Below are 26,951 nucleotides of genomic sequence, written 5' to 3'. Positions count from 1 at the left end.
TGGCGGGGTTAAGCCTCTTTATTGTCCAGCGCTTCCAGTTCGTCGATCAGTCCTTCGATCATCGAAAGGCCCTTGTCCCAGAAGGAGGGATCGGTGGCATCGAGGCCGAAGGGCTTCAGAAGCTCGGAATGGTGTTTGGTCCCGCCGGCTTTCAGGAGTTCGAAATATTTCTCCTGAAAGTCCGTCTCGGCCTTCTGGTAAACCGCGTAAAGCGAGTTCACCAGGCAATCGCCGAAAGCGTAGGCATACACGTAGAAGGGCGAATGGATGAAATGGGGGATGTATGTCCACCATGTCTCGTAGCCTTCGGAAATGCGGATTGCCGGGCCCAGGCTTTCGGCCTGCACGGAGAGCCACAATTCGCCGATCTGTTCGGAAGTCAGCTCCCCCTGCTTGCGGGCAGTGTGCAGCTTGCGCTCGAATTCATAAAAGGCAATCTGGCGCACGACCGTGTTGATCATGTCCTCGACCTTGCGGGCGAGCATGGCCTTGCGCTCCCTGACATCCTTCGTGTCGTCGAGCAGCTTGCGGAAGGTCAGCATTTCACCGAAGACGGAGGCGGTTTCGGCAAGCGTCAGCGGCGTTGCGCACATCAAGGCACCCTGCTGGCCGGCCAGCACCTGATGCACGCCGTGACCAAGTTCATGGGCAAGCGTCATGACGTCACGCGGTTTGCCGAGATAGTTGACGAGCACGTAGGGGTGGGCCGAAGGCACGGTCGGATGCGCGAATGCGCCCGGTGCCTTGCCGGGACGGGCGGGGGCATCGATCCATTCCTCGTCAAAGAAACGGCGGGCGATATCGGCCATCTCAGGCGCGAAATTGCCGTAGGCCGAAAGCACGGTGTCCTTGGCCTCATCCCATGGAATAATCGTGTTCGATGTATCGGGAAGCGGCGCGTTGCGGTCCCAGTAATTCATCTGCTCCATGCCGAGCCACCTGGCCTTCATGGCGTAATAACGGTGCGAAAGACGCGGATAAGCTTTCTTCACGGCGGCGGCCAACGCATCGACCACTTCGCGCTCGACACGGTTGGCCAGATGGCGGCTATCGGCAATATCCTCGAACTTGCGCCAGCGGTCGGAAATATCCTTGTCCTTGGCAAGCGTGTTGGTGATGAGGGTGAAGACCCGCAGATTATCCTTGAAGGTAGCGCTCAGCGCTTCCGCCGCCTTCTTTCGGGTCTCTGGCTCCGGCTCCTGCAACATGTTGAGCGTCACTTCCAGCGGAAGGCTCGCGCCGTCGATGTCGAAACGCAGATCGGCCATCGTTTCGTCGAACAGGCGGTTGAAGGCAGCAGCACTGGTCATCGATTTTTCGAGGAACAGCTGCTCCAGCTGGTCGTCCAGCTGATGTGGCTTGTCCTTGCGCAAATCCACCAGCCACGGCCGGTAGTGTCCTGCAGCGGCGTCGTTCACCATGCAGGCGTCCATCGTCGCGTCGTCGATGCGGTTGAGTTCAAGCGTGAAAAACAGAAGATGTGCGGAAATATCCGTCAGCTTCGCCTGGGCATCTCCATAAAGCTTGCCGTTTGCCGGGTTCGATGTATCGGAAAAATAGGTCAGTCCGGCAAAGGAGCCGATGCGACCGATAAGATCGTCCAGCGCCTCATATTCCTTCAGCGCAGTACCGATGCCTTTTTCGCCCGTGGCCTTTGCAGCCGCCTCAAGCTTGCCCTTCCACTTATCCTCAAAAGCGGTCGCCATGGCCGCCGCCTTTTCGATATCGCCCTTATATTCCGGTGAATCGCCCGACGGGTAAAGATCCGAGAGCTTCCAGCCGGGCAGGTCTCCGAGCACGGGACCGGAGGTTTCGGCAAGGGAGAATGCGGGTTGCGGGGTGAGGCGATTGAGGGTCATCGAACACGTCCTTCTGATTATGCTTGCGAAGCATATGGGGCCTTTGTTTCCCGCAGCAATGGATAAAATGCAAGCAAATCTCAAAACTGGATGTTCAAGTCTCCCGTGCCAGAGTGCGGCACAAGGGACCGCATGACGCAGGTCCATAAACCGGAAACCGGAGCCAAAAATGACCGCGCATGTTCTCGTGATAGACGATGATCCCGTCCAGCGCCGCCTGCTCAAAAATGCGGTGGAACGTTATGGGCATATGGCCTTGCTTGCCGAAAACGGCAGGGCGGGGCTGGAGCTGCTCAAGCAATATAGCGGTGAGATCAATGTCATCGTCCTCGACCTCATGATGCCGGAAATGGACGGTCTTTCCTTTCTGAAAGCCGTTGGCGAACTCGGCACCGATGTTCCCGTCATCGTTCAGACCGGGCAGGGCGGCATCGATACCGTCGTGCAGGCCATGCGCGCCGGCGCTTTTGATTTCGTCGTCAAGCCAGTCTCGCCGGAAAGGATCGGCGCGGCCATTTCCAATGCCCTCAAACTGGACAGGAGAGAGGCAAAGGCCCGCACGGGCAGGCGTGGACGGAGCAATGCAGTGAATTTTACCGATATCGTTTCCGCCAGCCCGGCAATGCTGAGGGTGATAGAACTGGCGCAGCGCGCCGCCCAGTCCAGTATTCCCGTGGTGCTGGAAGGCGAATCGGGTGTCGGCAAGGAAATGGTCGCCCGTGCCATCCAGTCGGCAGGCGACAGGGCGAACAAGCCGTTCATCACCGTCAATTGCGGCGCCATCCCGCATAATCTGGTGGAGAGCATTCTCTTCGGCCACGAGAAGGGCGCTTTTACCGGTGCTACGGAAAAACACATCGGCAAATTCATGGAAGCGGATGGCGGCACGCTGTTCCTCGATGAAATCGGCGATCTGCCGCTGGACGTGCAGGTGAAGCTGTTGCGTGCCGTTCAGCAGGGCGAAATCGAAACCGTCGGCTCGGCGCGGGTGCAGAAGGTCAATGTCCGGCTGATCTCCGCCACCAACAAGAACCTGATCGAAGAGGTGAAGGAAGGCCGTTTCCGCGAAGACCTTTATTATCGCCTCAACGTTTTCCCGATCACCATTCCGGCGCTGCGTCGTCGCAAGGAAGATATCCCGCATCTGGCGCGGGTTTTTGCCGAGCGTTTTTCCGCCGAACAGAAATTGCCCAATCCCGTCGGCCTTGATGCCAGCGCGCTGGCGCTTCTGACGGCCTATGATTGGCCCGGTAATATTCGCCAGCTTGAAAACGCGGTTTTCCGCGCCGTTGTCCTGTCGCAGGGCGAGGAACTGGCGGATACCGATTTTCCGCAGATCGCGTTGCAGCTGCCGGAGTTCGCAGCGATGGACGATGCGGGTGACGCCATCCGGTCCCCATCCGGGTCGTCGCTGAAGCTGGCCGCCTATTCGCCGCCGCCTCCGCTTGCCGAAAGCCACGCTGTTGTGGAAGAAGCAACGGATGTTTCCACCACCATATACCGGGGCGGAAACCTGATCTCGAGCATGGACGAGGCGGGCAATATTCGAAAGCTGGCCGAGATCGAAGAGGAGCTTATCCGCTTCGCGCTGCGTTTCTATCGCGGGCAGATGAGCCAGGTCGCCAGAAAACTCGGCATCGGCCGCTCGACGCTTTATCGAAAACTGAAGGATTACGGCATCGATCCCGACGATCCCCTTCGAGATGCCGCATGACGCCGCAAATGGCGCATTGCCCGGCAGATCGTGAAATTTGTTAACTTCTGAGCAAGGATATCCGCTTACCGTCTATAAACCTCTTGTTAGTGGCTGATTCACTATATAGAGGAAGGTTGCATGTGTGTGGCAATTTTGCCATCGTGTCACCGTATTTGACGTTCATTTGAGGCAATGTGACATAAATTGTCTTCCAGGCGGGGATCGAATTGCCATATCTGCATCGCAATAACGCGCTTTCGACAAAGATTGCGCGCGGCTTGATCAAGGATATATGCACGAAGCTGTCGGCGCGCGCTGTCACCTTTGCCTGCCTGATGCTCGCCGCCATGCCTTTCGTGGGTGTTTCGGCGACGGAAGCCGCCGCCGAAACGCGCAGCCTCAAACTGTATTATATCCACACCCGCGAGAAGGCGGTCATTACCTTCAAGCGCAATGGAAAATACGACCAGAAGGGCCTGCAGGAGCTGAACCGCTTCCTACGCGACTGGCGTCGCAATCAGCCGACGCGCATGGACCCGCGCCTTTTCGATCTCGTCTGGGAAGTCTATCGCCGCAGCGGCGCGACCGATTATATCAATGTCGTCTCGGCCTTCCGTTCGCCGGAGACCAACGGTCTTTTGCGTTCGCGCACCAAGGGTGTCGCAGAAAAAAGCCAGCATATGCTCGGCAAGGCCATGGATTTTTACATTCCCGGTGTGAAGCTTTCGACCCTGCGTGAAGTAGGCATGCAGATGCAGATCGGCGGCGTCGGCTTTTATCCGAGCTCGGGCTCTCCCTTCGTGCACATGGATGTCGGCGGCGTTCGCGCCTGGCCGCGCATGAGCCGCCAGGAACTCGTGCGTATCTTCCCGAAAGGCAACACGCTGCACGTTCCATCCGACGGCAAGCCGCTTCCCGGTTATGAGCAGGCGCTGGCGGATTACAAGAAGCGCGTCAACTCCTCCTCCGTTCAGGTTGCATCCAGCGCCGGTGCCGGCCCCGCTTCCTCTGGTGGTGGTGGCAAGCGCAAGACGCTGTTGCAGGCGCTGTTTGGCGGTGGTGGTGATGAGGATGAAGATCCCGATAGCATCGCAGCGCCGGCGCCGGCGGAACGCCCGGCCGTCGCTCGCCCGGCAACGCCGCAGCAGGCAGCACCTGAGCCAGAACCGACGATTGCGGTTGCTTCCGCCCAAGCTCTTCCGGGCGTGAACGATGCACCGCTGCCGACGGCTCGCCCCGCCTTTGGTAATCAGCCGCCGGCCAATACCGGTCTTGCCACTGCACTTTACTCCCCGGCTCGCAATGCCGCGCAGGATGCCCTGCAGGCCGCGACGACGCCAACGCCGGCTTCCGCTCCGGCCGAACGCCAGCAATTTGCCGATCTGGCTGAAGTCTCCGTGCCCGTGCCCACACTTCTCGGCCCGCGCGGCATGAGAGGCGATGCGGAAGGATCGATCCTGACGGCTTCTGCCGATGGTGCGACCCCTGCGGCAACCGGTGAGCTTGCCTCTGTTCCGGTTCCCGCCAATCGCCCGGCCGTGGCTGAAGCCCTTCTTGCTGCCGCCAATGCCGATCCGGAAGGCGAAGACGATCTCGCCGAGGCGCGGCAGGATACGCTTTCTCCGACGGTGGTTGCAGCGCTTGAACAGAGCGGTCAGGCCGCGCGTTCGCAGGTCCAGTCCGCTGCCATGCCGACCGCCGCGCCCTTCCCTGCTGCCGTCAACCACAAGGTCACCGTTGCACCGGCTGAAACCGCCAAGGCGGAGCCGCAGGAAGGTTTCGGCGATGCCTTCGATCTGAAGCCTGCCATCAATGGCGGCCTCACTGCCGGCTTGCCGACCAAGGGCTCGCGCCCGAGCAAGCAGGATGCTGCCGTTTCCCACCAGGCGATGGTCGGCGGTGGTCGCCTGACGCAGGATTCGATCTCTGACTGGGCGCTCAACCAGAACAAGGGTACGACCGGACGCTCGGTAAAGGCGCCGCGGGTTATCGCCAACCGCATGCTCAGCCACGACATGTCGGCTTCGGCCACGTCGGCAAGCTTCAAGCCGGGTGCGGCAGCAATCGAGTCCAGCCGCTTCAGCACACCGGTGAAGATGCACTAAACCCTGTTTTTTCTGATAGGGCCAAAAGCCCAAAAAAAACCCCGCCGTTGCCGGCGGGTTTTTTAATTCCTGGATATTCGTTTATCAGACGCCGCTCTGGCCGTCCGAGCCGATATAGGCGATACGCACCATATTGGTGGCGCCGGGGGTGCCGAGCGGCACGCCGGCAGAGATGATGATGCGGTCGCCCGGCTTGCCGAAACCTTCGGAAACAACAATGCGACAAGCGCGGTTCACCATGTCGTCGAGATCGCTCGCATCACCGGTGACGACGCAGTGCAGGCCCCAGACGACCGACAGGCGGCGTGCGGTCTGGATGATCGGCGAAAGGGCAATGATCGGCACCTGCGGCCGTTCGCGTGCTGCACGCAGACCCGTCGTGCCGGACGAGGTGTAGGTAACGATCGCCGACAGTTTCAGCGTTTCGGCGATCTGGCGGGCGGCGAGCGAAATGGCGTCGGCGCCTGTCGGCTCCGGCTGGGCGCGCTGCGCATAGATGATGTTGGAATAATGCGGATCCTGTTCCACGGTGCTGGCGATGGAAGCCATGGTGGACACGGCTTCGACCGGATAATCGCCGGAGGCGGATTCAGCCGAAAGCATGATGGCGTCAGCGCCTTCAAAGACGGCGGTGGCGACGTCGGATACTTCCGCGCGGGTCGGAACGGGCGCGGTGATCATCGATTCCAGCATCTGCGTGGCGACGACGACCGGCTTGCCGGCGCGGCGGCAGGCGCGCGTCAGCTGCTTCTGGATGCCCGGAACGGCTTCAAGCGGCATTTCGACACCAAGATCGCCGCGTGCGACCATCAAGGCGTCGGAAAGCTCGATGATTTCCTCGATGCGCTCGACGGCCTGCGGCTTTTCGATCTTCGACATCAGGCCAACGCGGCCGCGCGCGATCTTGCGCACTTCGGCAAGGTCTTCAGGACGCTGGACGAAGGAAAGTGCAACCCAGTCCACCTCGTTGGTGGCGAGAACGGCATCGAGATCGACGCGGTCCTTATCGGTGAGGACGCCGACGCCGAGCAGGGTGTCGGGAAGGCTGATGCCCTTGCGGTCTGAAATCTTGGTGCCGGAAACAACAGTCGTGACGATGCTCTTGCCGTCGCATTTTTCAGCGCGCAGATGCAGCTTGCCGTCATCGATCAGCAGGCGGTGGCCTGGCTTGACCGCTTCGAGAATTTCAGGATGCGGCAGGAAAACGCGGGTGTTGTCGCCGGGCGTGTCGTTGTTATCCAGCGTGAAGGTCTGGCCTGCAACGAGATCGACCTTGCCTTCGGCGAACTTTCCGACGCGCAGCTTGGGACCCTGCAGGTCGGCAAGAATGCCGATGGGGCGACCGTTACGGCTTTCGACCGAGCGGATACGCTGAATGAGCGTCCGCATCACGTCATGGCTCGCATGGCTCATGTTGATCCGGAAGAGATCGGCGCCGGCGAGATGCAGCTTTTCGATCATCGCCTCTTCCGAAGAGGCGGGGCCGAGAGTTGCAAGAATTTTGACTTTGCGGTTACGCTTCATCAGTTTTGATTTCCCTGTGTGCCTGGCGTATCGGAAAGCTGGACCATCCAGCTGCCCTGTCTGCCCGTGTCATATTCCTTGAAACCCATTCTCTGGAAGCTGCGGGCATAACAATCATCTACGCCGCCGATCTTGAACTCGTTTTCCGCCACGCACATGTTGACGTCACCGGTCCAGCGGCCGCCATGGGCGGCATCTTCGGCATAAAGATAATAATAACGCGATTGCAGCTCACCCTCGATCAGCGTCGCGCAGGTCGAGGAGGGGACCTGCCACCAGCCTTCACTGACCCAGCCCTCCTGTGCCCGATAGCCGATTGCGACCCCCACGAGATTTTGCGTGCTGTTGCAGACGCGAAAATCCGCATGCGCGGTTTCCACGAACACAAACGGGGTCATAAACAATGCCGCTGCGGAAAAAAGACGGGCAAGGTGCCTGATGTGGCGAGGACGAGCGAGAGATGACTGAGTCACGGCTTCCATCCGGATTCCATGGTTATAATGAACACACTTCTTGGCGTGGCCGCCAAAGAAAGTCAACGCGAGTTTAATCGATTATATTGTTCGTGGGATCGTGAGTGCGGTAAGGTAGATGGCTGTTCTTCCGCCGAAACTTGCGCCCGGCCTCAAGCCATGCCATCAAGCTTTTCTCCTCAATCCTGCCCCAGAAAATCATCGATGAACGACTTCATACCTTATGAAATCATAGAAGGCGAATATGACAAAGGCATGGTTCTTCTGGCGGACCATGCGATGAACCTTCTGCCGGCACACTACGGCAAACTTGGCCTTCCGCAAACCGCTTTTCATCGCCATATCGCATTTGATATCGGCATAGAAGGGTTGACGCGGTCGCTCGCGGCCCGTCTTGGCGTGCCGGCGGTGCTCGGACGGTTTTCGCGGCTGCTGATCGACCCGAATCGCGGCGAGGATGACCCCACCCTCATCATGAAAATTTCCGACGGGGCAATCATTCCCGGCAATCACCCGATTTCGGATGAGGAATGGCAAAGACGCATCGAGATTTTTCACCGCCCGTATCACAATGCCGTTGACCGCGTGCTGACCGGCGTTGCCGAAGCCTCGGGTGAAGCGCCGCTTGTCCTGTCGCTGCATTCCTACACGCCCTTCTGGAAGGAAACGCCGCGCCCCTGGCATGCGGCGGTTCTGTGGGACACGGATAACCGCGTGGTTGACCCGCTCCTGGCGCATCTGCGTGCGACCGGCGACATTCTCGTCGGCGACAACGAGCCCTATGACGGGGCGTTGAAGGGCGATACCATGTATCGCCACTGCATGATGAAGGGCATACCGCATGCGCTTCTGGAGGTTCGGCAGGATCTGATCGCGGATGAGGAGGGGATTGCGGCTTGGTCCAACCGTCTTGCTCCCATTTTCGCCGCAATGAACGACGATCCGGTTTTGCATGAATATCAGCTGTTCGCCTCCCGCACCGGCCCCTATTGAGCCTGGAGTTGCCCCATGACGAAAGAGAACGACACACAGCAGATCGAGTTCGAGGCGGCTGCCTTCCGCCGTCTGGTGCAGCATCTTCGTGAGCGCCACGATGTGCAGAATATCGATCTGATGAATCTTGCGGGCTTCTGCCGCAATTGCCTTTCCAACTGGTATCGGGAAGCGGCTGAGGCGGCTGACGTTCCGCTCAGCAAGGATCAATCCCGGGAAATCGTCTATGGCATGCCCTATGATGACTGGAAGGAAAAATATCAGGCGGAGGCGAGCGACGCCCAGAAAGCCGCCTTTGAGCAGAACAGACCGAAGGAATAACCCCCGATCGACGGAAACGACTTGACGTGAAGCCCGGCAATGGGCAGTTCACAGGCCTGAATTTGTGCCGCCCGGCTGGCGGCGACCGGCGAAAGTTTTAGCCCGGATACAATGAACAGGGCTCACGCGAAAGAGCCGCCACTACGAAGGATGATATGATGGACGAAACGAGCACCACCGAAACCGTCGCCGCCGCCGAACTGCGCCAGTTCATCGAACGCGTCGAGCGTCTCGAGGAAGAAAAGGCTGCCATTCAGGGCGACATCAAGGATGTCATGGGCGAGGCGAAGGGTCGTGGTTACGATACCAAGGCGATCCGCACCATCATCCGCCTGCGCAAGAAGGATGCCAACGAGCGCATCGAGGAAGAAACCATCCTGCAGACCTATATGGCGGCACTTGGCATGGAATGATCGGCTGACGGTCACTCAATAAAAAATCGCCGCTTTTGCGGCGATTTTTGTTTGGCCCCTTGGAACTCAGCCGCGTGTGCCGGCAAGCTTCTCGGAAAGATCGATGGCCTGTTTGCGGGCGTCCTTGTCAGCTGGATAAAGCGCCAGATAACGCTCCCATGCCTTCAGCGCCAGCTCCTCGCGGCCAGACGCTTCGAGGATGTTGGCAAGGCTCGCCAGCGCTGGAAAATAACGCGGCTCCTTTTCCAGCGTCAGGTTGATATCCGCCATCGCCTTGCGGGTGTCGCCATCGGCAAAATGCACCATGGCGCGGCGATAGGGCGCCTGCACATAACCCGGATCGAGCAGAATGATCTGATCGAGAAAATCATAAGCCGCGGCGTTGCGCTTTTCGTCGGAGGCTTCGCCTGCCCATTGCATCAGGAGATTGATCGTCGCGCTGCCGGAATCGTTCCATTCGGACGCAATCTGGTTGGCGATGCTGCGCGCCTTGACCGCATTTCGCTCTTTTTTCAACGATGCAAAAAGCGTGTCGATGGTTCCGGCCGGTGAAGGCGCGGCTTGCGTGGCCGCAGGCGTTTGTCCATCCGCGGCATGAGCGATGGAGGTCAGTCCTGATAACAGGAGACCCTGAGCGACGATAATAGCCATGCAAAAACGATTTGGGCGCATGGGCTAAAGATTAACCCGCCTGCGCCCAATATCAAATGCAAAGTTTTGCTCTGTCAACAAAGTGATCCGCGACATTGATCGCGAACCGCAGTCGCAGTCAATCAGCCCTGACGAGCCTTGAAGCGCGGGTTCTGCTTGTTGATGATGTAGACGCGGCCCTTGCGGCGAACCAGGCGGTTATCGCGGTGACGGGCCTTAAGCGCTTTAAGCGAATTCTTGATTTTCATTTTACTGGTCCGCAGTTTTGCACGGCTTTTACCGTGCTTATTCAAACAATCAAAAGCGCGCAACGGGGCGCGCTCTTTTCGGTTGGCAGGCAAATACCCGTTTGACCCCTGCCTGTCAACACTTGCAGGTGTTTTTGCCTTAAAAGACTGAGGCTTTTCCTGTGTGCAAAAGCTCGGTCACGTGGCCCATCTTGCGGCCGGGACGTGCTTCCGTCTTGCCGTAGAGGTGCACGAGACAGTCTTTTTTCGACAGCCATGTAGGAACATCATCAATGTCGTCACCGATGAGGTTGGTCATGACGCAATCCGAATGACGGGCCGCGCTGCCGGGCGCAAGGCCGGACACTGCCCGTATATGTTGCTCGAATTGCGAGATCACACAGGCGGCTTCGGTCCAGTGGCCGGTATTGTGCACGCGCGGCGCCATTTCATTGGCAACCAGAGAGCCATCGGACAGCACGAAGAATTCGATGCCGATGACGCCGACATAATCCAGCGCCGCCAGAAGCTTCTCCGCAGACTGGACGGAAACTGTCGCAGCCGCTTTCGAGAGCGCTGCCGGCACGGTCGATGTGTGCAAAATGCCGTTCAGATGGACGTTTTCAGCCGGATCGTAGCAGACGACGGTGCCGTCCCTGAAGCGAGCGGCGATAATCGATATTTCCCGCTCGAAGGCGACGAAGCTCTCAAGGATGAGCGGCACGCCACCGAGCGCTTCGAAAGCACCCGTGCTGTCCTCGCCACCGCGGAACAGGCGCTGTCCTTTGCCGTCATAGCCCATGCGGCGGGTTTTCAGCACGCCCTTGCCACCAAAAGCTGCCAGTGCGGCCTCCAGTTCTTCCTGGCTGTCGATGGCGCGAAAATCGGCCGTCGGAATGCCGCAACCGTTGAGGAAGCGCTTCTCGGTCAGCCTGTCCTGCGAGGCGTTGAGCGCCTGTGGCGGCGGATAGACGGGAACGGAGGCGGCGAGCGTTTCGGCTGCCGCCACAGGCACGTTCTCGAATTCATAGGTCACGACATCGCAGCGACGGGCGAGTTCCGCAAGGGCGCTTTCATCGTCATAATCCGCGACGATCTGGTCGTTGCAAACCTGGGCGGCCGGGCAATCAGCCTGCGGCTCCAGCACGATGGTGCGGTGGTTGAGGCGCGCGGCCGCCATTGCCAGCATGCGGCCAAGCTGCCCGCCGCCAATGATGCCGATGGTCAGATCATTCATCTTCGCCATCACTGGGCGCTGTCCATCGGATATTCGGCGACGGCTGCCGACTGGCGCGCGCGCCATGCATCCAGCCGGTCGGCCAGATCCTCGTCACTGAGCGCCAGAACCGCAGCCGCCAGAAGTGCGGCATTGATGGCGCCTGCCTTGCCGATGGCAAGTGTACCGACGGGAATGCCGGCCGGCATCTGCACGATGGAGTAGAGGCTGTCCTGTCCGGACATGGTCTTGGACTGTACCGGAACGCCGAAGACAGGCAGCGGCGTCATGGCGGCCGTCATGCCCGGCAGGTGGGCGGCGCCGCCAGCACCTGCGATGATGACCTTGAAGCCTTCGTCTTTGGCGCCATTGGCGAAATCATAAAGCCGGTCCGGCGTGCGGTGGGCGGAAATGATGCGCGCTTCATATTCGACATCAAGCGCATCAAGCGTATCGGCGGCGTTCTTCATAGTCTCCCAGTCCGACTGGCTGCCCATGATGATGGCGACGGGGGGTGTTTCTGCTGTCACGTGATTTCTCCGGATCAGGCGATGATATCGGGAATGACCTGATCTTCGATCTGGGTCATCTTGTCCTTGACGGCCAGCTTCTTCTTTTTCATGCGCTGTATCCGCAGCGCATCGCAGCTGGTCTGGATCATCGCGTTGATCGCCGCGTCATAGTCCTCATGCTCCTGGCGCAGCCGCGCCAGCGTGAGCCTGATGTCCGCCTGGTCCTGATCGGGCATCTTGTCATCCCCATTTTATGCCAGCCGGATAGCCTCCGGCGCGTATGTCATCGTTCACGAGCCTCTATCATCAAATCGCGGTAACGGGAAGTTATCCCTTGCGACCAAATTGCCCACTTATTGCCTTCATTTCGCCTTCGACAATATCGTTAATCCATGTCACATTGTCGTCGCAAACCTGAAACTCCAGCGATGGAGAGCTGGAGGTAGGTTTAAAAAAGGAAGGACGTGCCGCATGACCATTCAGGCTCATATTGCATCGCTCGAAAAGAAACACGGCGCTCTGGAGGAGCAGCTCGAAAGTATTCTTGCTTCCCCGTCTTCGGACGATACGGAGATTGCCGACCTCAAACGTCGTAAACTGCGCCTGAAGGATGAATTGCAGAGGCTCAGAGCCTCCACTAGGCATTGAATGGAATAAGCTACACCGCAGCCTTTGATGAAATGAAGGACTGACGGTTTGTTCTCTTTCGGCCCCGGCAGCACCTGTGGTGCAGTCGGGGCTTTTTATTGGCTGGCAGGCTAAAGCGGCAACCCGTCCCATAGCAGCTTCGATGCGGCGACAAGCGCCATCGTATACATGAGCGGATAAAACACGGATGGTTTCATGTATTTCACCACTTTGGCGCCAGCGAGTGTCGCCAGCATCGCCACGGGCAGCAGGCTTGCCGATGTCTTGAGGTTGGTGGCGTCAAGCGCGCCCAGCGCAAAATAGGGGATGAGCTTGATCGCATTCATGATGGCGAAGAAACGCACGCTCATGCCGGTATAGGTTTTGGGATCGAGTTTTAGCGGCAGGACGTAGATCTGGAAGGGCGGCCCGCCCGCGTGGGCGACGAAACTTGCATAACCCGACAGGCTGGACCAGAGCGTCGCGGCCGCCGGTCGTTGCGGTTTGGCCGGAATTGCCTGGCCCCTTCGGCTTTTGAAGCTCTCGTAAAAATAGCGCATGACGAAGAGGATGGTTACCGAGGCGACGACAAGGCGCATGGCGTCTGCCGATATGAGGCTGGAGGTGGCCCAACCGAGCGTGATGCCGGCGATTGCGCCCGGTAACATGATGAGGAGCGTTTGACGATGGTTATGGTGCCGCCACGCCCAAAGCGCCACGAGATCCATGACGATCAGGATCGGCAGGAAGATCGCCGCCGCCTGCACGGGCGGTATCGCCAGTGCCATAAGCGGCACGCCCATCAGTGCCAGCGCACCGCCCAGCCCACCCTTGGAAAGGCCGACAAGCACGACTGCGGGAATGGCGACGAGAAAAAAATGAAAATCGGTCAGCATGGATGGATGGTTGATCCTTTCGCCGGTCCGGTTTATCGGATTTATCATATCAAAACGAGTGCAGATCGCTCCGGAAGTGTCTTCTGCCTGAAATGGACGAACCGATGACCATAGTTGAAGACCGTTGCCGCCTTGTCCTGATCGTCCCGCAATCGGGCGATGCGCAAAAGCAGGCGGCAGATTTGGAAGACGCATTGCGGGGCGGCGATGTGGCCTCCGTCATCATTCCGCAATACGATCTGGATGACGCGTCTTTCCAGAAGTGGGCCGAACTCATTGTGCCGACCGTTCAGAAAGCGGGTGCTGCCGCTCTCATCGCCGGCGACAGCCGTGTCGCCAGCCGGGTGAAGGCGGACGGCCTGCATGTGGCTGGTAATGCCGAGGCGCTTGCCGAGGCCGTGGAAAACTTTACGCCGAAACTGATCGTCGGCGGCGGCAATGCGGACGACCGCCACAAGGCTCTGGAGATGGGTGAGGCCAACCCGGACTACGTCTTTTTTGGCAAGCTGGAAGGTGACATCAAGCCGGAGGCCCATCCCAAAAACCTGGCGCTTGGCGAGTGGTGGGCGTCGATGATCGAAATCCCGGCCATCGTCATGGGCGGCACGGATCCGTCCTCGGTGGTTGCCGTGGCTGAAACCGGCGTGGAATTTGTGGCGATGCGCAGCGGCGTTTTCGACAATGACGCCGGTGCCGCCCAGGCGGTTTCTGAAATCAACGCTTTGCTTGACGAAAAAGCGCCACGGTTTGGCGGTTGATACAGGCGATGTTCATGCGCTCGGTTCCTTTCTGCTTTTCCGTTTCGCTGCTGGCGCTTGCTTTTGGTGCACCGGCGGGCGTTGCCTTTGCTCAATCCGGGCCGCAAAGCGAGAGCAATGCGCTCTCCCGCCAGATGGAAGATGAGGCGCAGCCTTCCCGTCAGGGCAGGGTGCAATCCGAGGAGCAGAAGGATCTGCAGCCGTCGCAGGGCGTCAATGTCTATCAGCGCATGGGCGCAGACCTGCCGGCACTGCCGCCTGAGAAGGAATTCAAGGGCAGGATAGATGAGGCCTACGGGCATTTCCAGCGCGGCGAATATGTGCAGGCGCTCGACAAAGCGCTGAGCCGCGCGCAAAACGGCGATGCGTCCGCGCAGACGCTGGTGGCCGAAATGATGTCGCGCGGCCTCGGTATCGCCCGCGATGAGAAGACCTCGGCCTTCTGGTATCAGCAGGCGGCGCAGGGTGGCGATCCCGTCGCCATGTTCAAATTCGCCCTGATCCTGATGGAAGGCAAATTCGTTACCCGCGACAAGGTCAAGGCCGACGATTTCATGCGCCGGGCGGCGGAAGCCGGCAATGCGTCCGCCCAGTTCAACTGGGGGCAGATACTGGTTTCGGAAAATCCCGGCGCCAAGGGCCTGCTGATGGCCATGCCATTCTATGAAAAATCCGCCGAGCAGGGCATTGCCGACGCGCAATATGCGGTGTCGCAGATTTACTGGTCGGTCAAGGATGTGCCGGCAGACAAGAAGGCCAAGGCGCGGGACTGGCTGATGCGGGCCGCAAAGGCAGGATACGATACCGCGCAGGTCGATCTCGGCATCTGGCTGGTCAACGGTTTCGGTGGCGAGAGAAATCTGGAAGAGGGCTTCCGCTGGCTTTATGGCGCGGCGCAGCGTGGTAACGTCATTGCGCAGAACAAGGTGGCGCATCTTTACATTCAGGCGCTCGGCACCCGGCCAGATCCGGTGGAGGCGGCCAAATGGTATGTACTCTCCCGCCGTGCCGGTCTGAAGGATCCGGCTCTCGAGGATTTTTATCTTGGCATCACCGACGAGCAGCAGAGAAAGGGGATAGAGGCCGCAAATCGTTTCCGCCCGACGTGATGCAGGCCCGATCTTCCGGTGCCGGCTGGCCGGTGCGGGCTTTTTGCCTTGAATTTCCGCGCGTTTTGTGGTCTTGAACCGAAAACTTTCAATTCAAGAAAATAATGACGTGCCTGCCCGATGCGCTTTCGGGCGGTTCGCAAGCTTTCCAGGAAACAAATTCGATGGCCCGTTCAGCCCTTCTCAATGTCATGGTTCAGGCCGCCATCAAGGCGGGTAAGTCTTTGTCGCGTGACTTCGGTGAAGTGCAGAACCTTCAGGTTTCGGTCAAGGGACCGAGCGATTTCGTCTCGCAGGCGGACCTGAAAGCCGAAAAGATCGTGCGCGACGAGCTGATGAAAGCCCGCCCCACCTACGACTTTCTGGGCGAGGAAGGCGGCGAGGAAAAGGGCACGGATGGCGCGCATCGCTGGATCGTCGATCCGCTTGATGGCACCACCAACTTCCTGCACGGCATTCCGCATTTCGCCGTTTCCATCGCGCTCGAGCGCAATGGGGAAGTTGTCGCCGGCGTGATCTTCAATCCGGCCACCGACGAACTCTACACCGCCGAGCGTGGCGGCGGCGCGTTTCTCAATGATCGCCGCATTCGCGTTGCTGCGCGTAAAGCGCTGACCGATTGCGTCATCGGCTGCGGCGTTCCGCATCTTGGCCGCGGCAATCATGGCAAATTCCTCGTCGAGCTTCGCCACGTCATGGGCGAGGCCGCCGGCATCCGCCGCATGGGCGCTGCAGCACTCGATCTCGCCTATGTGGCAGCGGGCCGTCTGGATGGCTTCTGGGAAGCCGAGCTTTCTCCGTGGGATATGGCAGCAGGTCTGGTGCTGATTCGTGAGGCCGGCGGTTTCGCTTCCGACATCAAGGGCGGCACGGATATCTTCGGCAGCGGCACCGTTGCAGCCGGAAATGAATATATCCACAAGTCGCTTGTGGAAGTCGCCAACCGCCCGATACCGGGCCGCTGATCGATTTCGGCAGAAAACCTGCCGTTTAATGCAAGTTTCAGGCGCCCGGCGAACCCTTGCCGGGCGTTTTTGTTTTTCTGCGCACGGTCCGCTTCCGGTTTTGTAAAATGCCTGTGACGAAAGACCGGCTTTTCGCTTCAAATCGTCGCAATTTTCAAATAGCTTCCGCTAGATACGTGACCGAAGGGAATGCGAACGTTATGGCGGATTCGGAGTTACTTGATCTCGGCGTCGAGAAACCGGTGACCACGCGGCAATACAGCCACAAGCTGTCCAGCCCCACACCGTTTCTGTGGACGATGGTTCTGTTTCTGATCCTCGTCGGCTTCCTGGCGGCCATTCTTTACCGGCAGGCGCACACCGCCTTCATGACCAATCCCGGTCTCAACGGCTTCATTCTCGGCGTTTTGGCCATCGGCATCATTCTGGTGTTTACCCAGACCATGAGCCTGCGCTCTGAAGTGCGCTGGTTTAATGCCTTCCGCGCTGCCGGCAGCGTCGAAAAGGTCGGCCGTGCGCCCAAACTGCTTGCCCCCATGAGCACGCTGATCGGCAAGCGCGGCGAGGTTAGGCTTTCCACCGTCACGCAGCGGACCATCCTCGATTCCATAGGGACGCGTCTTGATGAATCGCGTGACACATCGCGTTATCTCGTCGGCCTTCTGGTGTTTCTCGGTCTGCTCGGCACCTTCTGGGGCCTGATCGGCACCATCGGCGCCATCAGCAATGTCATCCAGTCGCTTGATCCGAGCGCCGGCGACAGCAATGATATTCTAAGCTCGCTCAAAGCGGGTCTCACAGCACCGCTTGCCGGCATGGGAACGGCGTTTTCCTCATCGCTTCTCGGTCTTTCGGGTTCGCTGATCCTCGGTTTTCTCGATCTTCAGGCTGGCCGCGCCCAGAACCGCTTTTATACACAGCTTGAAAACTGGCTGTCTTCTGTCACGGATACGACGGTGGAGGGCCCAAGGGAATTCAAGGCTGAAGCCGGCGCCATGGTCAGCACCGAGCGTTCGCTTGCGGCCATGACCAGCCTTGCCGAAGGCATTCAGGGCCTCGTCAAGAATATGCGCAGCGAACAGCAGATGCTGCGCGACTGGATCGAGGCGCAACAGGAAGAATCGAAATCGCTTCGTCGCACGCTCGACCGGCTGTCGACGCGCATTGACAGCGAAACAAAATCCTCCGGACGCACCCGGCACGATAACGGGAGCGAGTAGCCATGGCGCTTGCGCGCAACCGCCGCCGCGACAGGGGTGTGGATTATTGGCCGGGTTTCGTCGATGCGCTGTCGACGCTGCTCATGGCCATCATGTTCCTGCTGACCGTCTTCGTGCTGGCGCAGTTTGTCCTGTCGCGGGAAATTACCGGCAAGGACGAGGTGCTGACGCGCCTCAACAGCCAGATTGCCGAATTGACCGAACTTCTGGCCATGGAAAAGGGCAACAAGCAGGATATTGAGGACGCGCTGGCAAGCCTGCAATCGACGCTCGCCTCGTCGGAAAATGAGCGTTCGCGCCTGCAGGCGCTTCTCGATGCGGGATCGGGCAGCAGTGCCAACGCCAATGCCCGGATCGGCAGCCTGACCGGCGAGCTGGATGACCAGAAGCAGGCCAACTCCCGTGCGTCTGCGCAGATCGAATTGCTCAACCAGCAGATTGCGGCGCTGAGGGCGCAGATCGCTTCAGTGGAAGCCGCCCTGCAGGCATCGGAAGCCAAGGACACCTCGTCTCAGGTCAAGATCGCCGATCTCGGCCGCCGCCTCAATCTCGCGCTGGCACAGCGGGTGCAGGAACTGAACCGCTATCGTTCGGATTTCTTCGGCCGGCTGCGCGAAATCCTCTCGGATCGCGAAAATATCCGCATCGTCGGCGACCGTTTCGTCTTCCAGTCCGAAGTGCTGTTTCCTTCCGGCGGAAATGACCTCAATCCAGCCGGGCAGGCGGAAATGGAGAAGCTGGCGGCCGCGCTTATCGATCTCGCCAAGGAAATCCCGGCCGAGATCAACTGGGTCCTGCGTGTGGATGGCCATACGGACAATGTTCAGCTTTCCGGTTCCGGTCGTTTCCGCGACAATTGGGAACTTTCCTCGGCGCGCGCCACCTCGGTGGTGAAATTCCTGATCTCCAGGGGCGTGCCGGCAAACCGGCTGGTTGCCGCTGGCTTTGGCGAGTTTCAGCCGATTGCCGAAGGCGATACGCCGGAAGCCCGCCAGCAGAACCGTCGTATCGAACTCAAGCTCACCGAACGCTAGTCCTACGGAGAACATATGACATTCTCAGATGAGCCTTATGCTGTAGCACAACTGGCAATGTCACAATTGAAGTCGGCCATCTATCTTTTGTTGAAAAGCGACAAGAGTGAGGGAATGAAGAATTCCGAGATCGGCCGTTCACTTGGAATCTACACGGGCCACGTAGAGCACGAAGGCCATATTTCACGTACTTTGCTGTCCATCATGGAGGCAGAGGGTGTGGTAGAGCAGAACAAAGAAACGAAGCTTTGGTCACTCAAGAAATTTTAGTCCGCACTGCTTTCAACATCTCCCACATGCGGCCATTGTGCGTTAATTTACAGTTTACGTTCGCGTAAAGGTAATTCCGTCATGTCTGGGAGGGGTTGATGGAGCGATATGATGTGATCATCGTCGGTGCGGGGCTTGCCGGGCTGGTGGCGGCGACTGAGGCGGTCGAACGAGGACTGAGCGTCTGTGTCGTGGATCAGGAAGGCGAGCAGAACCTTGGCGGACAGGCCTTCTGGTCGCTGGGTGGTCTGTTTTTTGTTGATAGCCCCGAGCAGCGTCGGATGCGGGTGCGCGACAATCTCGATCTCGCAAGGCAAGACTGGTTCGGTTCGGCCGGTTTCGACCGTCCCGAGGATCATTGGCCGCGCCGCTGGGCGGAAGCCTATCTGAATTTTGCGGCTGGCGAGAAGCGCGAATGGTTGCACCGGATGGGCATGCGCTGGTTTCCCGTGGTCGGCTGGGCTGAACGCGGCGGAGCGCTTGCCGATGGTCACGGCAACTCCGTTCCGCGGTTTCATGTCACTTGGGGAACCGGCCCTGGCGTGCTGGCGCCTTTTGTCAAAAAGGCGAAGGCCATGGCGGCAAATGGTCGGCTCACCTTTCGTTTCCGCCACCGCGTTGACCATCTGGATATGACCGATGGCCGGGTGACTGGCGTTTCCGGCGCGGTCCTTGCAACGGATCCGGTGTTGCGTGGGCAACGGAGCAGCCGCGAAGTTGAGGGTGATTTCACCCTTTCGGCCTCGGCGGTTATTGTCAGTTCCGGTGGCATTGGCGGTGATCAGGAGCTGGTAAGGCGTAACTGGCCGGTGGAGCGGCTGGGCAAGCCTCCGGCAGATATGGTCTGCGGCGTGCCGGCACATGTGGATGGCCGCATGATCGCGATCACCGAGGCGGCGGGCGGCGCCGTCATCAACCCAGATCGCATGTGGCATTACACGGAAGGTGTGAAGAACCACGACCCGATCTGGCCGGGTCACGGTATCCGCATCCTGCCCGGCCCCTCATCCTTCTGGTGCGATGCGGATGGAAACCGTCTTGCCGCCCCCGCCATGCCGGGCTTCGATACGCTCGGCACGCTAAAAATGCTGGGCGAGCGCGGCAGCGGTCATAGCTGGTTCATTCTGACCAAGGCGATCATCAAGAAGGAATTCGCGCTTTCCGGCTCCGAGCAAAATCCGGATCTGACGGGCAAGGATGTGCGGCTGCTGCTCAAACGGTTGGGCAAGGAGCCGCCGGGACCGGTGCGGGCTTTCATGGAGCGCGGTGAGGATTTCGCTGTCCGCGACACGCTGGAGGAGCTTGTGGCGGCGATGAACGCCATCAGCGGCGACGAGCGGCTGGATATCGATCATATCCGCCGGCAGATTGAAGCGCGTGACCGGGAAATCGTGAATGGTTTCAGCAAGGATGCGCAGGTGACCGCAATCCATGGCGCACGCCGTTATCTCGGCGACAAGCTGATGCGGACGGCGAAACCACACCGCTTGCTCGACCCGGCGATGGGGCCGTTGATCGCGGTGCGCCTGCATGTGCTGACGCGCAAAACGCTTGGTGGCCTGCATACCGACCTTGAGGCGCGGGTGCTGGATGCTGCCGGTGAGCCGGTGCCGGGACTTTATGCCGCCGGTGAAGTGGCCGGTTTTGGCGGCGGCGGCATGCATGGCTATAATGCGCTCGAAGGCACATTTCTTGGCGGCTGTCTGTTTTCAGGCCGCATTGCGGGGCGCAGCGTACTGGCTTAAACGGCTCAGGCCTGGGCGCGCAGCTCATCCGGGCTGGTCTGGAATTGCAGCCGGGCCAGTCGTGCATAAAGGCCATTCTGGCGAATGAGGCTCTGATGCGTGCCTTCCTCGATGATGCGGCCGCCATCCATCACCAGAATGCGGTCGGCTTTCAGCACGGTGGCCAGGCGGTGGGCGATGACGATGGTTGTGCGCGTGTTCATCAACTCATCGAGCGCCTTTTGCACCAGCGTTTCGCTTTCCGCATCGAGCGCCGAGGTCGCTTCGTCGAGAAGCAGGATCGGCGCGTCGCGTAAAATGGCGCGGGCAATGGCGATGCGCTGGCGCTGGCCGCCGGAAAGCGTCACGCCGCGCTCGCCCACCTGCGTGTCATAACCATCGGTGAGGCGTTCGATGAAACTGTCCGCCTGCGCGGCGACGGCGGCGGCGCGGACCTCTTCGCGGGTCGCCTCCGGCCGACCGAAGGCGATATTATCGTGAATGGAGGAGGCAAAGATCGCCACATCCTGCGGAACGATGGACAGGTGCGCGCGCAGATCGGTCAGGCTGACATCGCGAATATCAGCGCCATCGACCGTGATGCGGCCCTGTTGCGGATCGTAAAACCGCATCAGCAGCGAAAACACCGTGCTCTTGCCAGCACCGGATGGGCCGACAATAGCCACCGTCTCGCCGGCGCCGACCTTGAACGAAAGGCCGGAAAGGGTCGGGCGTCCCGCCGCCAGCGGATAGACAAAATCGACATTTTCGAATTCCGCCTCGCCTCGCGGCGGCTCAACCATGGCAACAGGCGCTGCGGGTTCGATCACGGGCGACCGCTCATTCAGCAGCTCGGAAAGCCGTTCGGCAGCGCCACCCGCCTGTGCCAGCTCACCCCAGACTTCCGAGAGCTGGCCAAGGCCGCTGGCGGCAATCACCGAATAAAGCACGAACTGGCCGAGTGTTCCTGCCGTCATGCCGCCGGAAAGGACGCTCTGCGCGCCATACCAGAGAATGCCGACAACGCTTCCGAAGACCAGCGCAATGGCGACGGCGGTGAGGATGGAGCGGGCGCCGATCGCTGCGCGTGCACCCTGATAAGCCGCTTCCACGGAGGCGCCGTAACGGGCATTCGCCAGCGCTTCGGCATTGAAGGACTGTACGGTGCGGCTTGCGGCAATCGTCTCGGACGCATAGGCGGCGGAATTGGCCAGCGTATCCTGCGTCGTGCGGGAGCGGGCACGAACAGACCGTCCGAAAGCGATCAGCGGAAAAACGATGAAGGGAATGGCGAGCAGCGCGAGGCCGGAAAGGCCGGGGCTGGTATAGATCATCATCACCACTGCGCCACAACACATGATGATGTTGCGCAGCGCCACCGAGGCCGATGAACCGAAAGCCGAGCGGATCTGCACCGTATCTGCGGTCAGCCGCGAGGTCAGTTCACCGGAGCGGTTACTATCGAAAAACTGTTGCGATAATGTAGTGAGGTGGGCAAAGACATCGCGGCGCAGATCAGCGACAACCCGCTCACCAATCGTCATGACATAATAATAACGCATGGCGCTGGCGAGCGCGAGCAGGACGGCAATCGCCAGAAGCACCGCGAAATAGCTGTTGATCATGCCGCCATCCGGCGTCTGGAAACCGTGGTCGATGATGCGGCGAACGGCAAGCGGCAGGGCCAGTGTGGTGGCGGAAGAAAGAACAAGCGCAAAAAGGGCCGCCGCCATCAGGCCGCGATAACGCCTGAGATAGGGGAACAGGCTGAGAAGCGGTTTCAGGCTTCTCTGTTTTGCCGCTTTCTGCTCTTCTATGTCTGCCACGTGCCTGATGCTCCTCGTTCCATGCCATTTTCGGCCTTTTAGGGAGAAGATTTCCGACGTGCGGTAAAATTTCTGCCCTGGCGGCCATCTCCTTTCACAAGGGTATGGCAGGCTCTTGTTATCTCGGCGACCTTCATGTATAGGCTCCGCATCGAATTGGGAAGCCATAGCCCATCTGGTCTATGGCTTCATTTATTGAAATGGCTCAATTGACGCAATTGCGGCAATGGACCGCACGTCACTTAACCAGGAAGATTGTCATGAAGGCTGATATCCATCCCGCTTACCACACGATCAAGGTGGTCATGACCGATGGCACCGAATACGAAACCCGCTCCACCTGGGGTTCGGAAGGCGCTGTCATGAACCTTGAAATCGACCCCAAGTCCCATCCGGCATGGACGGGCGGCAACCAGCAGCTTATGGACCGCGGTGGTCGTGTTTCCAAGTTCAACAAGCGTTTCGGCGGCCTCGGCCTCTGATCCACTTGCGGACGGATCGTTTAAAAAAGCCCGGTTTTGCCGGGCTTTTTTGTTGCCCTGTTTTGGTGGCGGCATTCACTCGACATAATACCAAAACAAAAAAGCAGGCCGATGAGCCTGCTTTTCAAATTGTCCGGATAAGGTCGTCTTTTCTCAGTTGATGGAGAAAGCCGTGCGCAGGAGATTGAGCTGCGCCTGCACGCTGTTTTCGTTGTCCGGCACCTTGGTGGCTTCGGACGGACGGTATATTTCGCGGTCGAGAAGGGCGATGCGGTTCTGGAGACGCAACGACCGTTCGATGAGGTCACGGAAAGATTCCGGCAGGTCGTTCCAGCCGGGCGCATTTCGGTCGACATTGAAGCTGTCGAGACGCACCTTGCTCTTTTCGCTCAGAACCTGGTCCCGCGTCATTTCGCCATTGTTGACGGCGCGCTGCAAAAGCAGCCAGGAGGCCATCTGCATCAGGCGAGTGGTGAGGCGCATCGATTCTGCTGCGTAAAGGACCGATGCCATGCGTGGCAGAACCTTCGAGGCAACGCGGCCGGCGCCATCGAGATAGCTTGCCGTTTCCTCAACCAAAGTCATGCCCTCAGTATAGAGGGTTTTGAACTGGTTGGAAGCAGCAGCGCGCCCCGCAAAGCTTATGGTATTTAAAACCTGTTCCGACATTTCTTTAAATCCCTGCTCACGCACCACACTGTCAGGCAACGAAGACTCGGATGTTTTGTTCCGGCCTTTTAGTGTTTTCAGGATGGTATCTTTACCCGAAATGCGCAAGGCAATTATTAAAGAAGGGTTAATACCCACAGTTTTACCGAAAACGGTGCGCGGTAAAAAAAGAGCCGCGAAAGCGGCTCTCAAGGTAAAACAGGGAGAAAAATCAGACCAATTCGCCGTATGGAGAAGATGCCTGAGGTCCAGAAGAACTGGACATGTATAGTAATCTCTCAGAAAGCTTAATTTTTGGTTAATGGTAAACGAAAGACTGCGCCAGAATATTCATTCCCGTTTACCATCAACGCTGCAGCTTGCTGCCGAAGAGCGTTGCCTGCGGGTTTTTCTTGAATTTCTGTCAGGATCGGAAGAGGTTTTCCGCCGCCAGTCGGCCGGCGGATTTTCGGGTCCTCTCCTCCTCCAGCCGGGTGATTTCGGCCTGCAGAAGATCGATACGGCTACTCAGCTCATCGACTGAAAGAAGGCTGAGATCGCTGCCGATCTCATGCGCCACGGGTTTTTGCGGGCGGTCATCGTCAAAGAGGCTCATATGCCTGCTCCTTTTTCCACATAGTCGCCATCGTCTTCGGAATATTGCGGCGCGCGCGGGTCAAGCGCAATACTTTCCGGCGTAACAAGCGGTGAAGGTGTGGTTGGCATCATCGTCGAGAAATTGTCTTTCTCGTCGGTTGAAAGGGCGGCGCGCTGACGGCTTCTGATGATGGCATATGCTGTGATCAGCACGTGGGCCACGGCCGTGACCAGAAACAGGGCATAGGGACCGGAATAGGTCATGACCGCGCCGCCGAGTGTCGGGCCGATAATGGTGCCGATACCGTAAAGCAGCAGCAACCCGCCGGAGACCTTCACGAAGTCTTCCGAGGCGGCATAGTCGTTGGCGTGGGCCACGGCAATGGGATAGAGCGCGTTGGCAGCGGCACCATAAACGGCGATCATGGCAATCAGTACATAGACATCATGTGGTTGTACCGCCGCGACGGCAAGGCCCGCGACCGCGCCGAGCCCGGCCAACCCGGCCAGTACGTAACGGCGATCTATCCGGTCCGAGAGGCGACCCGCCGGAAACTGCGCCAGCGCGCCAACGAAAATGGTGACGGAGACCATGATGGCGATCATGGTCGGGTCAAGACCGGCCCGTGCGCCGAAAACAGCGCCAAGTGTACCATAAGCGCCGTTGGCGATGCCGATCATCAAAATGCCGACGAAAGAGACCGGTGAATTGCGGTAGAGCGCCGGTAAATCCAGACTGACCTTCTGCAAGGGTTGGGGGCTCGCCGCCTTGGAAAGCGTGGCTGGCAGAATGGCGATGCAATAGATGATGCCGCAGATCATGAACAGCGAGGTATTGCTGATGTCGCCCATCGGCACGATCATCTGCCCCGCCACGACGCCGAGCAGCGTTATGGCGATATAGAGCGAAAAGATCATGCCGCGGCTCTCATTGGTGGCGCGCTCGTTAAGCCAGCTTTCGATGATCATCGAGGTGCCGGCGGTGCAGAAGCCGGTAAGTGCGCGCAGGGCAATCCACCAGACATCATCGACGATCAGGCCGGTCATCAGCACCGTCAGGCAGATCAGCGCGACGAAGGAGCCGAAGGCCCTCACATGGCCTGCACGGCGAACGATGGCGGGCGCCACGAAGCAGCCGATGACGAAGCCGGCCGCCCAGGAGGTGCCGAGAAAGCCCAGGATTTCATTGGAGTAACCTTCCGCCGAACCGCGAACCGGCAGCACGAGGCCCTGAAGGCCGTTCCCGAGAAAAAGAAACAGAGTGCTGGATAAAAGAGCGAATACGGGTAGAAGATTTCTGCTCATGAAGACACTCTCATGCGTTCGGACGGACGGTCGGACAGGCCATAGAACGGGATTACCCGAATGAGTTGCACTCTTCTGGTGAACGGTAAAAATGTCCAGCCTGTGACGATGCAGAAATAAAGAAAAGGCTCAATAAATGACAAAGGCGATCGGGCTTTTTTTACTGCTGGCGATGGTGGTCCAGATCATCCGGCCTTTGGGTCTGCCGGGCCTTAAGAAAAGAGGCGATTGCTGGAAGATAGCGGTGGCCGCCTTTGTCATCTGGTCGGCGACGCTTCTGCTGCGCCCGTAAAGAAAAAGCCGCCCAGCGGGGCGGCTTTGATTGTTCTGACTGCCTGTCGAATGGCCTTATGCGGCCTTTTCGAGTTCCAGTTTCCAGTTGCCCTTGGCGGCAAGGCTGTTCATGGCGGCGCGGTGCGTGAAGGCGCGCTGGCCGGCAGCGACATTCTCCTGTTTGCCGCCCCAAGTCTTGAGTGCGGTGTCCTGGAGCGCGCGGCCATACGAATAGGTCAGCGACCAGGGCAGGTCGTAACCGGAATTCATGGCGGAGAGATGCGCGGTCGCTTCTTCGGAGGACTGGCCGCCGGAAAGGAAGGCGATGCCCGGGACGGCGGAAGGCACGGTGGCCTTCAGAACCTTGACGGTCTTTTCCGCCACTTCCTCGACCGAAGCCTTGCGGGCCTTCTTGCCGTCGATGATCATGTTCGGCTTGAGGATCATGCCTTCAAGGTTGACGCGGGCGTCGAACAGATCCGCGAACACGGTCTGGAGGACCCATTGCGTGACTTCCGCACAGCGATCGATGTCGTGCGTGCCGGGTTCGCCGTCCATCAGCACTTCAGGCTCCACGATCGGGACGATCTCCGCCTGCTGGCAGAGAGCGGCGTAACGGGCGAGCGACTGGGAGTTAGCCTTGATCGAACCCCAGCTCGGACGCTGCTCACCGATGGTGATGACGCCACGCCACTTGGCGAAACGGGCGCCGGCCTCATGGTACTTGCGCAGACGCTCGTAAAGACCGTCGAGGCCTTCGGTGATGAATTCATGCGGGTGGAAGGCCATCGGCTTTGCACCGATATCCACCTTGATGCCCGGCAGGCTGCCGGCGGCCTTGATGATGTCAACGAAAGGCGTGCCATCGGCAGCCTTCTGGAACAGGGTTTCTTCGTAAAGGATGACGCCTGAGATGTATTTCTTCATGGCGTCGTCGGAGCGGAACAGCATCTCGCGATAGTCGCGGCGGGCGGTCTCGGTGGACTCCAGATTAATGCTGTCGAAACGCTTTTTGATCGTTCCTGTGGATTCGTCGGCGGCGAGCAGGCCCTTGCCGTCGGCGACCATTTTGATTGCAATGTCTTCGAGACGTTCGGTCATTTGCTATTCTCCCAAGGCACAATAAATTCCCGATAACAGAAGTTCCAGGGCAGGGAAATGGCACGCTAACTCATTGAAACGATTGAAATGATTTCAATCGTTTGAAACTTTTCCTCCCATGTGCAC

29 protein-coding genes are annotated in these 26,951 nt (G+C 59.1%); 15 read left to right on the top strand and 14 right to left on the bottom strand.

The features are described 5' to 3' along the window. Positions 1–8: 8 nt before the first annotated feature. Positions 9–1,859, bottom strand: coding sequence for a M3 family oligoendopeptidase (locus PL640_RS10790; RefSeq protein ID WP_271361837.1), 1,851 nt, complete (start codon positions 1,857–1,859; stop codon positions 9–11). A 169-nt stretch (positions 1,860–2,028) separates the two neighbouring features. Between PL640_RS10790 and PL640_RS10785 the strand changes: the two genes are divergently transcribed. Continuing rightward, the gene (locus PL640_RS10785) at positions 2,029–3,573 is read left to right on the top strand and encodes a sigma-54-dependent transcriptional regulator (protein WP_271361836.1); all 1,545 of its coding nucleotides are present in this window, start codon (positions 2,029–2,031) and stop codon (positions 3,571–3,573) included. A gap of 209 nt (positions 3,574–3,782) precedes the next feature. After that, positions 3,783–5,660 carry a DUF882 domain-containing protein gene (locus PL640_RS10780; protein ID WP_271361835.1) on the top strand — a complete coding sequence of 626 codons (1,878 nt, stop codon included), beginning with the start codon at positions 3,783–3,785 and terminating at the stop codon, positions 5,658–5,660. An 84-nt stretch (positions 5,661–5,744) separates the two neighbouring features. Here PL640_RS10780 and pyk read toward each other — a convergent pair whose 3' ends face one another. After that, positions 5,745–7,184, bottom strand: coding sequence for a pyruvate kinase (gene pyk / locus PL640_RS10775; RefSeq protein WP_062653036.1), 1,440 nt, complete (start codon positions 7,182–7,184; stop codon positions 5,745–5,747). Beyond that, positions 7,184–7,582, bottom strand: coding sequence for a DUF1036 domain-containing protein (locus PL640_RS10770; RefSeq protein ID WP_225244082.1), 399 nt, complete (start codon positions 7,580–7,582; stop codon positions 7,184–7,186). The genes pyk and PL640_RS10770 overlap by 1 nt, the downstream gene beginning before the upstream one ends. Positions 7,583–7,861: 279 nt before the next feature. Between PL640_RS10770 and PL640_RS10765 the strand changes: the two genes are divergently transcribed. The 3 genes from PL640_RS10765 to PL640_RS10755 all read left to right on the top strand — a co-directional run bounded on the left by PL640_RS10765 (position 7,862) and on the right by PL640_RS10755 (position 9,384). Further along, positions 7,862–8,650: an N-formylglutamate amidohydrolase gene (locus PL640_RS10765; protein WP_142841565.1), complete on the top strand. Its 789-nt coding sequence runs from the start codon at positions 7,862–7,864 to the stop codon at positions 8,648–8,650. Between the two features lie 15 nt (positions 8,651–8,665). Further along, on the top strand, positions 8,666–8,971 hold the full coding sequence (locus tag PL640_RS10760) for a DUF1244 domain-containing protein (RefSeq protein WP_271361830.1): 306 nt from the start codon (positions 8,666–8,668) through the stop codon (positions 8,969–8,971). A gap of 155 nt (positions 8,972–9,126) precedes the next feature. Then, the gene (locus tag PL640_RS10755; RefSeq protein WP_006314683.1) at positions 9,127–9,384 is read left to right on the top strand and encodes a DUF2312 domain-containing protein; all 258 of its coding nucleotides are present in this window, start codon (positions 9,127–9,129) and stop codon (positions 9,382–9,384) included. A 66-nt stretch (positions 9,385–9,450) separates the two neighbouring features. Here the strand turns inward: PL640_RS10755 and PL640_RS10750 are convergent, their stop codons facing one another. From PL640_RS10750 to PL640_RS10730, 5 genes are all read right to left on the bottom strand, one after another. After that, positions 9,451–10,056, bottom strand: coding sequence for a hypothetical protein (locus tag PL640_RS10750; RefSeq protein ID WP_271361829.1), 606 nt, complete (start codon positions 10,054–10,056; stop codon positions 9,451–9,453). Between the two features lie 101 nt (positions 10,057–10,157). Then, complete coding sequence (gene ykgO, locus PL640_RS10745) at positions 10,158–10,283, bottom strand: type B 50S ribosomal protein L36 (RefSeq protein ID WP_003497670.1); 126 nt, start codon at positions 10,281–10,283, stop codon at positions 10,158–10,160. Positions 10,284–10,422: 139 nt separating this feature from the next. Continuing rightward, positions 10,423–11,508 carry a 5-(carboxyamino)imidazole ribonucleotide synthase gene (locus PL640_RS10740; RefSeq protein WP_271361827.1) on the bottom strand — a complete coding sequence of 362 codons (1,086 nt, stop codon included), beginning with the start codon at positions 11,506–11,508 and terminating at the stop codon, positions 10,423–10,425. Beyond that, positions 11,508–11,975 (bottom strand): 5-(carboxyamino)imidazole ribonucleotide mutase, encoded by a 468-nt coding sequence (gene purE / locus PL640_RS10735; protein WP_035216131.1) that lies wholly within the window; start codon positions 11,973–11,975, stop codon positions 11,508–11,510. Before purE ends, PL640_RS10740 begins: the two co-directional genes overlap by 1 nt. A 47-nt stretch (positions 11,976–12,022) precedes the next feature. After that, complete coding sequence (locus PL640_RS10730) at positions 12,023–12,226, bottom strand: YdcH family protein (protein WP_006314698.1); 204 nt, start codon at positions 12,224–12,226, stop codon at positions 12,023–12,025. A 235-nt stretch (positions 12,227–12,461) separates the two neighbouring features. Between PL640_RS10730 and PL640_RS10725 the strand changes: the two genes are divergently transcribed. Further along, positions 12,462–12,638 carry a YdcH family protein gene (locus tag PL640_RS10725; RefSeq protein ID WP_142841561.1) on the top strand — a complete coding sequence of 59 codons (177 nt, stop codon included), beginning with the start codon at positions 12,462–12,464 and terminating at the stop codon, positions 12,636–12,638. A 110-nt stretch (positions 12,639–12,748) separates the two neighbouring features. Here the strand turns inward: PL640_RS10725 and PL640_RS10720 are convergent, their stop codons facing one another. Further along, positions 12,749–13,513, bottom strand: a complete 765-nt coding sequence (locus tag PL640_RS10720) for a sulfite exporter TauE/SafE family protein (protein ID WP_142841560.1) — start codon at positions 13,511–13,513, stop codon at positions 12,749–12,751. Between the two features lie 104 nt (positions 13,514–13,617). Here PL640_RS10720 and PL640_RS10715 point away from each other — a divergent pair, with 104 nt between their 5' ends. The 7 genes from PL640_RS10715 (at position 13,618) to PL640_RS10685 (ending at position 20,614) form a co-directional block, all read left to right on the top strand. Beyond that, a complete protein-coding gene (locus PL640_RS10715; RefSeq protein WP_142841559.1) occupies positions 13,618–14,271 on the top strand; it encodes a thiamine phosphate synthase in 654 nt (217 codons plus the stop codon). Positions 14,272–14,279: 8 nt separating this feature from the next. Further along, a complete protein-coding gene (locus tag PL640_RS10710) occupies positions 14,280–15,380 on the top strand; it encodes a tetratricopeptide repeat protein (RefSeq protein ID WP_271361826.1) in 1,101 nt (366 codons plus the stop codon). 164 nt (positions 15,381–15,544) lie between these two features. Next, positions 15,545–16,345: an inositol monophosphatase family protein gene (locus PL640_RS10705; RefSeq protein ID WP_142841557.1), complete on the top strand. Its 801-nt coding sequence runs from the start codon at positions 15,545–15,547 to the stop codon at positions 16,343–16,345. A gap of 200 nt (positions 16,346–16,545) precedes the next feature. Continuing rightward, positions 16,546–17,565: a flagellar motor protein MotA gene (locus PL640_RS10700; protein ID WP_142841556.1), complete on the top strand. Its 1,020-nt coding sequence runs from the start codon at positions 16,546–16,548 to the stop codon at positions 17,563–17,565. A gap of 2 nt (positions 17,566–17,567) precedes the next feature. Continuing rightward, the gene (locus PL640_RS10695) at positions 17,568–18,599 is read left to right on the top strand and encodes a peptidoglycan -binding protein (RefSeq protein ID WP_271361824.1); all 1,032 of its coding nucleotides are present in this window, start codon (positions 17,568–17,570) and stop codon (positions 18,597–18,599) included. Positions 18,600–18,614: 15 nt separating this feature from the next. Beyond that, a complete protein-coding gene (locus tag PL640_RS10690) occupies positions 18,615–18,869 on the top strand; it encodes a hypothetical protein (protein WP_142841554.1) in 255 nt (84 codons plus the stop codon). A gap of 98 nt (positions 18,870–18,967) precedes the next feature. After that, positions 18,968–20,614 carry an FAD-binding dehydrogenase gene (locus PL640_RS10685; protein WP_271361823.1) on the top strand — a complete coding sequence of 549 codons (1,647 nt, stop codon included), beginning with the start codon at positions 18,968–18,970 and terminating at the stop codon, positions 20,612–20,614. 5 nt (positions 20,615–20,619) lie between these two features. On the opposite strand, the gene PL640_RS10680 is transcribed toward PL640_RS10685, so the two are convergent. Next, positions 20,620–22,419, bottom strand: a complete 1,800-nt coding sequence (locus PL640_RS10680; protein WP_271361822.1) for an ABC transporter transmembrane domain-containing protein — start codon at positions 22,417–22,419, stop codon at positions 20,620–20,622. 260 nt (positions 22,420–22,679) lie between these two features. Between PL640_RS10680 and rpmE the strand changes: the two genes are divergently transcribed. Further along, positions 22,680–22,901: a 50S ribosomal protein L31 gene (gene rpmE, locus PL640_RS10675; RefSeq protein WP_003506183.1), complete on the top strand. Its 222-nt coding sequence runs from the start codon at positions 22,680–22,682 to the stop codon at positions 22,899–22,901. Positions 22,902–23,054: 153 nt separating this feature from the next. Here the strand turns inward: rpmE and rcdA are convergent, their stop codons facing one another. The 3 genes from rcdA to PL640_RS10660 form a co-directional block, all read right to left on the bottom strand. After that, a complete protein-coding gene (rcdA, locus tag PL640_RS10670) occupies positions 23,055–23,570 on the bottom strand; it encodes a protease adaptor protein RcdA (RefSeq protein WP_137087995.1) in 516 nt (171 codons plus the stop codon). Between the two features lie 403 nt (positions 23,571–23,973). Beyond that, a complete protein-coding gene (locus PL640_RS10665; protein ID WP_142841551.1) occupies positions 23,974–24,165 on the bottom strand; it encodes a DUF1192 domain-containing protein in 192 nt (63 codons plus the stop codon). Then, positions 24,162–25,451 carry an MFS transporter gene (locus PL640_RS10660; RefSeq protein WP_142841550.1) on the bottom strand — a complete coding sequence of 430 codons (1,290 nt, stop codon included), beginning with the start codon at positions 25,449–25,451 and terminating at the stop codon, positions 24,162–24,164. The genes PL640_RS10665 and PL640_RS10660 overlap by 4 nt, the downstream gene beginning before the upstream one ends. Positions 25,452–25,587: 136 nt before the next feature. Here PL640_RS10660 and PL640_RS10655 point away from each other — a divergent pair, with 136 nt between their 5' ends. Next, positions 25,588–25,743, top strand: a complete 156-nt coding sequence (locus PL640_RS10655; protein ID WP_003497629.1) for a hypothetical protein — start codon at positions 25,588–25,590, stop codon at positions 25,741–25,743. 56 nt (positions 25,744–25,799) lie between these two features. Here the strand turns inward: PL640_RS10655 and PL640_RS10650 are convergent, their stop codons facing one another. Next, positions 25,800–26,825 carry a class I fructose-bisphosphate aldolase gene (locus PL640_RS10650; RefSeq protein ID WP_271361821.1) on the bottom strand — a complete coding sequence of 342 codons (1,026 nt, stop codon included), beginning with the start codon at positions 26,823–26,825 and terminating at the stop codon, positions 25,800–25,802. Positions 26,826–26,951: the final 126 nt, after the last annotated feature.

Source organism: Agrobacterium sp. ST15.16.024 (assembly GCF_027956545.1).
Taxonomy (GTDB): domain Bacteria; phylum Pseudomonadota; class Alphaproteobacteria; order Rhizobiales; family Rhizobiaceae; genus Agrobacterium; species Agrobacterium cucumeris.
Note: the sequence above shows the minus strand (reverse complement) of the source record. Positions and strands in the feature narration are given on the sequence as shown.